6 protein-coding genes are annotated in these 13,075 nt (G+C 52.8%); all 6 read right to left on the bottom strand.

All coding sequences use genetic code 11. The features are described from left to right. Positions 1–45: 45 nt before the first annotated feature. The gene (locus tag R70331_RS07665; protein ID WP_052418970.1) at positions 46–1,929 is read right to left on the bottom strand and encodes an S-layer homology domain-containing protein; all 1,884 of its coding nucleotides are present in this window, start codon (positions 1,927–1,929) and stop codon (positions 46–48) included. Then, a complete protein-coding gene (locus R70331_RS07660) occupies positions 1,926–4,526 on the bottom strand; it encodes an Ig-like domain-containing protein (protein ID WP_052418969.1) in 2,601 nt (866 codons plus the stop codon). Before R70331_RS07660 ends, R70331_RS07665 begins: the two co-directional genes overlap by 4 nt. A gap of 18 nt (positions 4,527–4,544) precedes the next feature. Further along, positions 4,545–9,242, bottom strand: a complete 4,698-nt coding sequence (locus R70331_RS30395; protein ID WP_052418968.1) for a pectinesterase family protein — start codon at positions 9,240–9,242, stop codon at positions 4,545–4,547. 125 nt (positions 9,243–9,367) lie between these two features. Beyond that, positions 9,368–10,909, bottom strand: a complete 1,542-nt coding sequence (locus tag R70331_RS07650; RefSeq protein WP_042174245.1) for an extracellular solute-binding protein — start codon at positions 10,907–10,909, stop codon at positions 9,368–9,370. 105 nt (positions 10,910–11,014) lie between these two features. Then, entirely contained in the window at positions 11,015–11,887 is an 873-nt protein-coding gene (locus R70331_RS07645) for a carbohydrate ABC transporter permease (RefSeq protein ID WP_042174242.1), read from the bottom strand. A 41-nt stretch (positions 11,888–11,928) separates the two neighbouring features. Further along, on the bottom strand, positions 11,929–12,864 hold the full coding sequence (locus tag R70331_RS07640; RefSeq protein ID WP_042182327.1) for an ABC transporter permease: 936 nt from the start codon (positions 12,862–12,864) through the stop codon (positions 11,929–11,931). Between the last annotated feature and the right edge of the window lie 211 nt (positions 12,865–13,075).

Here is a 13,075-nt window from a genome sequence, read left to right as displayed (position 1 = left end):
AAAAAGCGCCCCCACAGGGGAGGCGCACTATAGACAAGAATGCAGTTACAGCTTATTAATAATCCTGTACACAATAACCGCAGCTTCCGCTCTGGTCGCATTGGCATGCGGATTGAGCTTGCTTCCGCTGCCGCTGACAATCCCCTCTTTTACCATCGCAGCCACATCCTCCACCGCATAAGCTGCAAGCTCGGCTCTGTCGCTAAACTTACGGATATCGTCAGCGCTGCCCGCCGGCATTGCCGCCCCGCTAAGCGAAAGGGCCCTGCTGCCGAGAACCATCAGCTCCTGGCGGGAGACCGGTGTATCCGGCTTGAAGAGGTTATTGCCCGCTCCGTCTGTGATCCCCAGCTCCCTGGCAATTCCCAGCGCTTCATAGTAGTATTTCGCAGGACTAACATCGCTGAAGTTATCATTGAAGCCGGCTGTAAGTCCCAGGCCCCTTACCAGAATAACCAGGAAATCCGCCCGGGTGATGTTCGCTTCAGGGGCAAAGGACGTATCCGAAATTCCGTTGATCACACCTTTGGAGGCTAGTGCTTCTATGGATTGCTGCGCCCATGGAAATTTAGCAGCATCAGCAAAAGTCTTCAATTCATAGGAAACGGCAAACTTGCTGAAGTGCGTGGTACTAAAGGTTACCCTCCCTGCCGCCGCGTCAAATCTGGTATCAGGTATCTTGACTGCCTTCCCCGCCGGATTAATATACCAGACTACGATATGTTCACCGCTGTTAAGTTCGTCCTGCTTAGGTGAGTATGGAACAGATACTTTAACCGGTGCATTTTTGTTGCTCCATTCAACGGCTGTACCGTCAACCTTCGCAGTCAGCTCGATGACTGGTTTACCGCTGGCGCTTTCTCTCAGCGATGGGTCATTTATCGCCGCCGCATCTGCTAATCCGATAACCACGGAAACAGTAGAGCTTCCTGCTGTAAGCGGGGCTTCAAACATATTTCCGGACAGCTGGGCGGTTCCAACCGGAGTAACCAGCCGGATCACCTGCTTCGGATCTCCTGCAAACAGGCTGGCAGGCAGCACCGGCTCATACGCCTTAGCCCCTTCTGCCTGAGTTATAATGACTTCCACAGTTCTGATTCCCTTAGCATCCGCTGCCGCCTTGGACAAGGCTGTGCTGACGGCTGCTGCAGTGACCTCTGCCTTCGCGACAGCCGTTGCCGGATCAAGCACAGCAGTCAGCGTAATGGCAGAACCTGCTGCTGCAGGTGAAGGCTTCGGTGTCGCTGTTGCTGCTATGGTCTGTCCCCCTGATACGGGTGGCGCTGTCGCTGCGGGTGTAGCGGTCGGCACCGGTGTTGATGTTGGAGTTGGTGTCGCTGTCGGTGTCGCTGTCGTCCCGCCGACCTTTACCACCAGCTCCACGGTTTGCAGGCTTCCGTTCACATTACCGGTAACCGTGAATTGACCGGCTGTACCGGTATCCGGCACTCCGGACCATTTCACACCTACCTCCCGGTTAGCCCCGCTGTCGAATACGGCAATCACGGAGCCGGGCAGTACAAGCTTGCCGCCTTTGGCAACTGTAAGAGCCTGCAACGGCCTGAAGCCCGTTATCGTCTCGGTATGCTCAACCGCGAAAGCCTGCAGCTCTGCCTTCCCGCTGCCGGCCGAGCTCACGGAGCCGTAATACTCTCCCTTTGGAAGCACGGTCTGGAAGGTGTGCTGTCCGTTTTTAAGCTCAGCCTGATCCACATAGGCGATGGACCCGGTCTGCTTTTGCATAATGAATACCGTTACTGTGTCCTGCTCATTGGCTGTACTGATAACCTTGATTGCTGCAGTATTATGATCTACCTCCAAGCTGGCCGTTAAGGCTGCAGCTGCCGATACACCGGTACTGCAAAGCGGAAGCACCAGCAATGAGAATACGATCCATGCTATGCACGCTCTGAATATCCTCTTGTTCATAAGCCTCCTCCTAACTGCACGAGCTTCTCGTTGGAAATGAGCTGTCCTTCTTGCACATTATTGACGACATAAGCCTTTATCTGCAGCCCTGTAAGCTGCAGAGGCGTGCTGAACATGGCTTTTACAGTCTTGGTCCCGTTCACCCCAAAGGCAGACTTCACATAAGACGAGGAGAGAATATTGCCCTCCGCGTCACACAGCTGGATAACAATGACTCCCTCCGGTGCAGCAATAGAATTCCGCTCAACAGTAACCGCGGCTACAGCGGTCAGCCCAGGAGCCGGCTGCGCTGCCTCATTTCCCAGAGCATCTGTAAGCTTGATATCCGTTACCGTAAAGGAGCTGCTGAGCTGCACATTCGAGAATTTGGCCGTGTTGTAGTATTTATCCCCTATCGCAGGCTGGGTCCCGTCGACGGCAAATCCGATATAAGCCTCCTTATCCATAGCAAAGGTATCCCTGAACAGCTCTTTCCAATGCTCACCGTCATAGGAGGTGAAAGCGACAATGGTATCCTCTACACGCTCCAGCTTCAGCCAGATCGGCAGGGTGTTATCTGTTAAGCTTGGCAAATAATCCTGCGGATAATCGGTATTGTTCAGTGTGCGGATAGTCCCTCCTTTGTTCATCCGTGATGAGAAATAGGTGGCATAGAACGTGTCATCCTTATCACCGTTGCCCAGCTCATCCCGGTCCGCCTTCACGATGGAGGTGCTGATAATTGCTGCAGCTGCGTCCGGCTCCAGGCTGTCCCGGATCATCAGGCCTGAAATGGCGTTGTTGTCCAGCAGGGCAATAGAATCCAGTCTGGCGGTTAAGGAAGCATTGCCGCTGACCGGCTGGTATACATAATGGAAGCTGTCACTGCGGCCGGTGATTTTGCCGGACCCTTTCACAGTCAGCGTACCGGAGCCGTCCAGGCTTCCGCTGCCCTTCACCGGCGTATTGCCGATATCTGCGGAAGTCCAGCCCGTACTCACCCCGGGACCGTTGACATGAACCGGCAGGGAGGTGGACTGGGTTGCATTTCCCTTCGTATCATAAGCCCGCGCAGAGATAAAATAAGTGCCGTCCTCCACATTGTCCAGAGTGAAGCTGTACGGGGCCTTCTTTACTTCCCCCAGCAGCACATCATTGCTGTAAAATTGCACCTTGGCAATTCCGTCCCTGTCTGCAGCCTCTGCATCCATCCGGATGGCTCCGCCCTCGGCAAACAAAGCGTTATACACAGGTGATTTCAGCTTGACCACAGGATTGTCTGCAGCATGGCTCATATCTGCCAGACTGTTCAGATAGTTCTCCAGATTGCTGTACCCGTTCGGACTGATGGTTTTGCCGTCCGCTTTGTCCAGCTTATTCAGGCCATTAGCCTCTTCCCAGGCATCCGGCATGCCGTCATGATCGCTGTCCGGCGGAGCCTCTGCGGACCGTAATTCCGGGTAACCGCCCACCTCATATTCCCGGTTGATCGTCCGGCCGGTTCTGTCTATTACATCCTGTACGGCCCGGGCATCTGCGGCATCTCTTCTTGGCAGCACCGCACCCGCCATGTCCAGCACATCCTGGTAAGCCTGCTCTGCATCCGTGATCTTTACCGTTGTATAGCTGTCATTCTGAAACGGGGCTTTGGAGAGAACCGTAGCAGGGATTGCATTCTGAATCCCCTTGCTGTTGTCCGCGCTGATCTCCGGGCTGCCGTACATATAATTTCCGTCCACAAAAAACTCGCCGTCACCGGGATTGATAATTCTGCCTTTTACGGACTGGAGGGTAGACGGCCCCGGCTTGTAGTAGTTATTAATGATATTGGACTGCAGCGTGGTTAAGCCGCCATAGGTGTTGTTAAAGCCCCAGTTGTAAATCACATTGTTAGACATCGTGATATTACCGGGCGTATTGCCGTTTCCGATTCTCGGCATTCTGCTGGTATGGCTGGTAAGCAGATTGTGGTGGAAGGTGGTCGCATTGCCGCCCCAGATCCCGCCGTACCCGTGTTTTCCTTTTACATGCCCGGATAAAGTGAGGCTTTCGCTGATGATGCTCCACTGCACGGTCAGATTGTTATTCTCATAAAAGGATAATCCTTCGTCCGTCGACCAGCCGGCTGAGACATGATCAATCATCACATAATTTGATCCCCTACCGCCCAGGGCATCCGGCTCGCTGGAGATGTTGGCCGAACCGGGTCTGAATCTTAAATACCGGATAATAATATTGGTTGCGCTGCTGATATCGGTGTTAAAGCCGGCAATGCAAATCCCGTCTCCCGGAGCCGTCTGTCCGGCAACGGTAATATTCTTTCTGTTGTTAAAGCCGAGCGGGCTGGACAACTGAATCGTCCCGGATACCCTGAATACGACCATTCTGTTATCTCCGCTGATTGCCTCTCTCAAGGAACCCGGCCCGGAGTCATTCAGATTGGTCACTTCATAGACGTCATAGCCCCGGCCGCCGCTGGCATACATCCCTCCGCCCTCGGCCCCCGGAAACGCCGGTATAGCCGCCGGCGCCTGGGCAGCATGAGCAGGCATTGCATCAGCCAGGAATGAAGCACCCAGCAGCGCACATAACGCAGTTGAGATCATCCTTTTCTTCATGGTTCATCCTCCTGCAGATTAATTGGATTGTAACTCGGCCGTTTCAGAAACAGGCTGCATGTCAGTCATGTTGTCCCAGACAAAGGCTTTGAGCGTATAGCCGCTCACATCATCAGGAAGCCTTAGCCGGGCGTAAAGGGTATCTGTCTCACCGCTGTACAGGGTCTCAGCCGTACTAATGAATTTGATCAGATTGTTATGCCCGTCATACAGGCCGATAAACAATAAGACATCTTTGGTGGCAGCGATAAAGTTTTCTGCTTCTGCCTGTATCCAAATTTCCCGGCCTGCTTCGAGCACAGTAACGGCTTGCCCCTCTGCATCATAGAAGCCAATGCTGCCCGCTCTATACGTGTAAGTGACAGCATATTTTATAACAGTTTCATTGCCGTACGTATCAGTGGCCTTGATTTCAATTTCATTCAGTCCCGGCACCAGAATCAGCTTCACACTGAACGTATCCCCTTTGTGTAAAAGTAAATACTCCTCCGTCCCGTTCAGCTTTTCAGGAACTCCGTTATTTCTGATTGTCAGGATGCTCTCCTTATCCACACTCCCGCTTAGCGGCAGCAGGGCACTGAACACACCGGCGGCAGGCTCAGCCGAAGTCATCGTAAGAACCGGAGGCAGATCGGCTGAAGCGGCAGGCGATACACTTACCACCTGTGACGGCACGCTTTCCCCGCTGGCATTCTTTGCAGTGACGGCAAAATAGTATGTTCTGTCATTTTCCAGCCCTGTAACGAAGGCTTCATATACAGAGCCTCCAACGGTCAGAGCTTCTGTAAATGGCCCTTCCGGGCTTATGCTTTGTTGTACCGTATAGGAAGTGGCTGTATTTAACGCATCCCAGGTAATCTGGACGCCCGCATTATAAGGCTTGGCCTGGACATTCTTCGGCGCGACCGGCTTGCCGGCATTGGCGTCAAACAGCACGGTACCATCGGCCATCACAATTTTGACATCTTCGAATACAGCCGTAAGGGAAGAAGATGCATTCGCGGCATTCACCATCAGCCCCGCATACAGCTCCTTGGGATTCCCGTTCTCATCCAGGCCCAGCCGGCTGGCGGTAGCTGTACTGACCGCAAGCGTCTCTGAGGCAACCGGATTAGACGGGATAGGCAGGGTGCTGACGATGGACAGGATTTTGTCGCCGGTTTTGGTGATCTGCAGGTAGGCTGTTCCCTTCACGGGCATCACGGAATTGGAGCCGTTGGAGGAGCCGCTGTACCGGAACATTTTTCGTCCGCCTGTAGCGGTGGCCGCCTGTGTGTAATGGTAGCTGTTCGGGTCCAGGCTCTCTCTGAGTGTTAAGCTCATCGCCCCCAGCTGGCCTTCACTGTAGACCGCTTTGGCGCTAATCGTATAGTCGCCCTTGACCTTGACTGCCTTCATATAAAATTGATCCAGTCCGGTGGCATTCTTATTGATTCCCGTTCCTGAACCGGTCAGCGTGAACAGGTTGGTATCCTCATCAAAGCCTGATGAGCCCGGTGTGCCGGGACTGCCGATGTCAAAGCCGGTGAAATCCTCCGGTTTAATAACAGTACCGGGTGCAGTTCCGGCTTCCGGGGTTACCACAGCTTCATTAGAATCCGGTCCTTCCCCATGCTCATTGGAAGCGGAGACAACAAAATGATAGGGGGTTCCGTTGGTTAACTCCGTATACGTATAAGAGGTAACCGTTGCCGGGCTAACCGTATGCAGCATGTCGTATCCGTCACTGCCGGCAGACCTGCCTTTGACGGTATAGTAGGTGGCGCCTGTTACTGTTGACCAGGAGATCGTTGCATTCCCATCGCCGGGTTCAGCCGTTATGACCGGTGCAGCAGGCAGCCCCTGCTCAGCGGTAGTAATCTCTACAGTATTACTTTCCGCCGTATTTCCGGCAGTGTTGACGGCATTGACTTTAAAGGTATAGCTCGTCAGCGCAGCCAGATGATCCGCCGCATAAGTGGCTTCAGTTGTTGTGGCGACCCTCCGGCCATCCTGATATACCTCATAAAGGATGGAGCCGATGCTGCTGACAGCGCCCTGCCAGCTGATAACCGCCCGGGATTCGCTGACAGAGTCAGCCTGCAGCACAGGCGGTGTCAAGGTACCCGGCTCATAGTAATGAGGCACCCAGTCCGCGCCGAAATATCGGGTCACATCGACCACAGCTGCCGCTGCGCTAAGCACATTCCCTTTTCTCGCAGAGGTGTCTACCGGAACGCCGTTATAGGTCGTGTTGTATTCATAGAAATCTGCCTTTTCCGGGACGGAGCCGCCCATGCCGGCCCAGCCCTCCGGATAGATGATGGAGCTGTTCTCCAGTCTGGTATCCAGAAAGGTCACCTTGGCATCCTGTCCCCACGGTCTCCCGAAATCCCCGGATGCCTTGTAGTTATTAGTAGAGCTGCCAGTGACTATGCTGTCCCTGAACAGATAACCATGGAAGGACGGGTCCGATGCAGACGACGGCTTGGCTGCTGTAATATGGCCTCCCGAATCCTGGTCGCTGTAGCCTGTGAAGTTAAGCGTGCTGTTATCGAATACAACGTTACCCGAGCCGAAAATATAGTCGGTGTTGCCTTCTATGAAGCTGTCCTTGTAATACTGGCGGGTGTTGCCCGTGAACAGCGTATCCTGGTTAGACAAAAAGGAGCATTTATAAAATTCAGCCTGATCGGCTTCGACCGCGATGGCAGCTGCCCGTTCTGTTGCGCCTCTCGATCTGGCATCCAGGGAAGCTGTTCTTGGAGTCAGATTAGTAGGCGAGTTAATCGTTGTGACTTCGACTCCGTCCTCCAGCTCCTCCTCAGTAATGTACTTGTTAAAAGAATTCTCAAACACGATGTTCTCTGCCCTGAAGCCGGTGGCAGCCCCCGTCACAAACACGGTAGCTCCCCACTTGAAGCTGCCCGGATTGCCCTTCAGGTATTTATCAAAAGCCCGGTCCTCATTGTACAGCCCATCCGGTCCTGCGCTGTAATAATCATAACCAACCCCGTAGTACCACGTGATTTTAACCTCCTTATCCGGTTCGGCATTGACGAGACTGATGTAAGGAGTGGCGATTTTCAGCTGGGCCCGGTAAGTGCCGGGGGCAATATGGATCGTAATCCGTTCCGTCTCGCTGGAAGGATTCATTCTCGCGGCTGCTGCGAGTGCCTCCTTGACCGAACCGAAATGGTGCTCCTTGGCGCTGTCACCCACATACAAATCCTGAACCAGCGGAAGAGCGGCCGGAGCCTTAGAGGTTGAGAATTTGAGATCTTTTACCGCGCCGCTTCCCTTGATAACGGTGTGGCCTCCGGTTGTGTAGGCAGGGTCAGAGCAAACTGCGGTCACTGCATAAGCGCCATCCCTCAGCTTGACTGAGTAACCGTCGCCCGTAACGTTTCCGGTATAGCTGTACCCGTCATATAGATTCGTAAATTTGAGACTGCTGACGGTGACCCCGGACGGCAATCCCGTAAAAGCACCAGTTGCGTTATAAACCTCTGCCTTCGCAGCCGTGAGGGGCCGCACAGTATCCGCGCTGATGTTAACATCCGCTTCGCCTGTAAGGACGTAATCATTCATGCCGGAAAGGGTCAGGGTATAACGTTCTCCGGCACGGAGATCTGCTGAGTAAGTCAGCGCTGCTGTATCCAGCACAGCTTCTACAACCGGAGCAAGACTTCCCTGGGACGGAACCAGGGTAACCTTCAGACTGTTCAGGCTGTAGCCTGACTCGAATCCGCTAATGGTACCGCTGAGCTTCGCCATGGAGGTTTTCACCACATCTAATTGGACATTCTTAATACCGCTGCCCAGATCAGCAAGCGTAACGTTGACGGTCTTCGAGGTGTCTGAAATGGCATATTCAGAGCTCACGCCCCGGAGAACGGCGGTATACGTGTAGCCTGCTGTAAGAGCGGCCGTGTAAGTGCCGTCAGCAGCAAGCTCAGCCGGCAGTAGCTCCCCGGTGGACTGATTCTGAAATACAATGGAATGACCGGAAAGCGTGTGTTCATTCAGGCCCAGCGTACCGGATACTGTAACACCCGGGGTTCTGGTAACGCGGGCCACATTGGGTTTATAGCTCCCCGATTCAGAATAAAACAGCCGCAATGTTCCCGAGTCCAGTGCATGATATTCAAGGATCTGCCCCGCTGAAGTAAACGAGTCGGTGCTTCTGGTCACCACTTCACCAGTGGTGCTGCTGGTCAAGGCGAAATTAACAGTAGCCGGCCCGGACCCGTTGGTAACAAAGCCGTATACCGTGATCTTGTCTCCGGCTTTCACATTCTCCAGCTGGATGTATTTAGCTGAAGCATCTCCGTTGCCGGCGGAATAGACAGAGCCCTTGCTCGCATAGCCGTCGCTGAAGGTCTTGGTGGTAGGCTTGCCGTAAGATAATGCGCCGTTCACTTCACCGTCGTAATAATATAGTCTGTGGTAACCGCCCCCGGCTGGGGTCATTACCGTTAAGTCGCCGAACACGGTATTCTGCCTGAACCAGCCGGCCCCGATAAAGGAGCCTAACCCGTTAAGGGTATCCACTGTAATGTGATTGATATAGGAATCTCCCGCTGCCTGTACGCCTCCGAAGTCCCATACCTCGATCTGGCCGCCCTGTGCATTGCCCTCCGCCTCTGCGGGGGCAGACTGCAGGCCAAACACAGCCGTTACCAGCATCACAAGTACCATGAGCTGGCTCATGGCTTTTTTCGTCTGCTTGTACATGTGTGTCCTCCTTGTTTCAAAAATGATAAAGCTGCATTCATCTAAGCGCTTTTATCTTTACTCTAAAAAAACCGCCTTACTTCCTTTCCAGGTTCATAAGACGGTTTCACTCCGGCCGGCAATTCTTATTTGTTTTTCAGATAAGCTTCCTTATACTCTTCCATCAGGCTGCTGCCGCCGGCCTGCTTCCATTTCTCAATTTCGGCGTTCCAGCCCGCTTCATCTATTTTGCCCATGATATACTTGGTTTCCGCGTCCGTAATCATCTGCTCAAGCTCGCTTCCGCGTTCTGTATAGGTATTAGAGATCAGCGTAAGGGCCGGATTGGACACTACATATTGTTCGTTGTCTGATACTATTTTATTGTTCTTCTGGAACAGCTCTGTCTGCTTCATCGGCTTATCCATGTTATAGGACTCTCCGCGCTGAAGCAGTGTATCCCGGTAAGGCTTCACTTCCTTGGCATCAGCATCCTTATCCAGCGGAAGGGTATAATCCCCTTCTACTGAGTAATGCGTCCCTTCGATCCCTTTATTGATCAGATTGACCATTTCCTTGTCGAGCAGCTGATCGAGGAACGTCATCACCCGTTTCATTTCCGCTTCACTCTGAACGGAGGACTTCGGCAAGGCTAATATCCCCGCATTTCCGCTCTCGGCAGGAACCCGGATTCCCCCAGGCCCTTCCAGTGCGACCACATCCATAACGGCGGTAGGCACGACCTTCACCAGATTGGTCTGCATGGACTGGGCATTGCCCCCGGAGATGCGCATAGCTATCCGGCCTGCTTCATATGCCTTATCGATGGTCTGGGCATCGGTTACAGCAAAATCCTGATTGATCAGCTTCTCGGCATACAGCCGTCTGAATAAATCCAGCGTATCGTTAAATACATCTGTCATGAACTCAGGAGTGAAGTTTCCCTGTTCATCGGCCTCCCATTTATTCGGACCGCCCTGCATAACAGAAAATCTGGTTAAGGTCGAAGCCACACCCTGATTGTAATTCTTATCCAGCATGATTCCGTAGGTATCCTTCTTCCCGTTCTTGTCCGGGTCATTCTCCGCTACAGCCTTCAGCACGTTATACCACTCATCCAGCGTCTTTGGAACCTTCTGGCCGGACTCATCGAACCAGTCCTTGCGGTACTGTAGAACAGCGCGGCCTACACTGCGGAATACCGGCAGTCCATATAGCTTTCCGTCAACTTTAATATTGTTATAGTAAGTCTCAGGCTGGGCAGCAAGGTTCGGATAATCCTTCAGGTAAGCTCCAATCTCCCAGAACACATCAGCCTGCATGGCACTGATAATGGTTGGAACATAGCTGACCTTCAGAATTTTGGGAAGCTCTCCCGAGGCAATCATAACGTTGATTTTTTCGTCATAGCCCGAATTCGGAATCCACTGGATACTCAGCTTGGTATTTGTATATTTCTCAATAGCCTGCTCCATCGGATTTCCCTTGGCAGGCGCCTCAGCGGCCTGGTGTACGGCAATGGACAGCTCCAGCGGTGAAGTGTCCTCCACAGCAGGTGCATTCGTGTTACCCTTAGCCGCATCATTATTACCGCCCGCCGCATTCTGCTCATTATTGCTGCCGCATGCCGACAATACAGATGTGGCCAGTAACGCGCCTCCCATTAGTAACGCCATTCTTTTCTTCATTAACCTAACCCCTCCGGTTGTAGAAATTTCTATGTTGAGCCTGTAACGCCCGTTTAATCAGGGGCTACAGGCATTCATAGCCTGTTCATTGCCTTTCAAGCACCCTTAGCCCTTGACCGATCCTAGCATTACCCCTTTGGCAAAATGCTTCTGGAGGAACGGATAGACCAGCAGAATAGGAACGGTAGCAAACACGATGACGGCCATCCGTATGGTCAGCGGCTGAATCTCAATATTGTCAATCGAGGTATCGCCAATGCTGCCCTGGGCCAGAATGACGATCTGGCGGAGCAGCACCTGGATCGGATACAGCCGGCTGTCATTGATGTACAGAATGGCATTGAAGAACTGGTTCCAGTGCCCGACTGCATAGAACAGGCCGAAGGTAGCCATTGCCGGCATCGAAAGCGGAAGCACAATCCGGAACAGCACGCCTACATCATTGCAGCCGTCAATCCGTGCCGAATCCTCCAGGCCGTCAGGAATCTGCTGAAAGAAATTTTTAAGCACAATCAGGTTAAAGGCACTGATCGCATTCGGGATCATCAGCGACCACAGGCTGTTCGTCAGCCCCATCGCCTTGACTACGAAGTATGTAGGAATCATGCCCCCGCCGAACAGCATGGTGAACAGTACAGCAAGCAGAATAAACTGGCGGCCTCTGAGTGTTGCTTTTGCCAGCGGATAGGCCATAAGTGAAGTGAACAGCAGGTTGATGAAGGTCCCCACTACCGTAATGTAGATGGACACCAGCATGCTGCGGAACAGCGTATCCGTTGAGAAAATGTACCGGTATGAGGCCAGTGACCATTCCTTCGGCCAGAGAATTAACCCGCCCCTCGCGACTTCTGCCGGACTGGTAAAGGAAACCGCCAGCACATATACAAAGGGCAGCACGCAGACCAGAGCGATCAGCATTAACAGCGTGTAATTGATAATGTCAAAAATCCGGTTACCGATGGTTTTATCTTGAAGCATAGTAGAATACTCCTCCTCCGTTCCTTGTTCATGCAGCGGGTTCAGTAGACCCCTTCTTCTCCGAATTTTTTGGCCAGCCAGTTGGACCCTAATACCAGCACCAGCCCTACTGCCGATTTGAACAATCCGACCGCCGCACTGTAGCTGTACTGGGCCTGGGTCATCCCTTTGGTATACACGTAGGTATCGAACACTTCCCCCACCTCGCGGTTGGTCGGCGTAATCATCAGGAAGATATGCTCAAACCCGGAATCCAGGAAGTTGCCCAGCCGCAGAATAAACAGGATGATGATTGTGCTGCGTATCGCCGGCAGTGTAATATGCCACAGCTGGCGCCAGCGGCTGGCCCCGTCAATTCGTGCTGCTTCATACTGCTGCAGATCGACACCGGCCAGGGCAGCCAGGAATATAACTGTTCCCCAGCCGATTTCCTTCCAGATCGATTGGGTGATAATCATCGTCCGGAACCATTCCGCTTCCAGCAGGAAGGCTATTTTTTCGCCGGTAATCCGATAAAGCAGCTCATTTAGAATCCCATTCTCCGTTGTTAGCAGAATATAGAAGATCCCGACAACCACGACCCAGGATACAAAGTGCGGAATATAGATGAGGGTCTGTACGAAATTTTTGAACTTGGCCCTCCTTACCTCATTAAGCATAAGAGAGAGGATAATCGGCATCGGGAAAAAGAACACCAGATTGTAGACCGCCAGAATAACCGTATTGCGGAACAGCATGCCGAACTGCGGCTCCGAGAAAAACCGTTCAAAATGCTTGAGTCCCACCCAAGGGCTGCCCAGAAAACCGGTGTACGGCTTATAATCCATAAAAGCCATCGATACCCCGTACATCGGCACGTACTTAAAGATAATGAAATAGATGACACCGGGCAGCAGCATCAGATACAGCCACTTGTCCCGGATAATATCCCGCAGCAGGGTACCCGCCTTGCCTCTGGGGGCTTTAATACCGGGCATTCCTGCAGAAGTTGAGACATTCTGCTTCACCTTTTGTAACCTCCTTATGGTCCTGTTTGGTTTCTGGCCCAATCTTATTTCAGTTTGCCGTGACCGGCTATAAGGCTGGGGTAACCTGTTGCTCGCTGCAGCTGTCCGGCCGCTGTCCATAAGGCTTTCCAGGGATACCGGAGCCTGCAATAAGCTTCATCTATCCTTTACCATTGACTCC

The organism is Paenibacillus sp. FSL R7-0331 (genome assembly GCF_000758645.1).
In the GTDB taxonomy this organism is placed as follows: Bacteria; Bacillota; Bacilli; order Paenibacillales; family Paenibacillaceae; genus Paenibacillus_AQ; species Paenibacillus_AQ camerounensis.
This window is presented reverse-complemented; position numbering and strand designations above follow the sequence as displayed.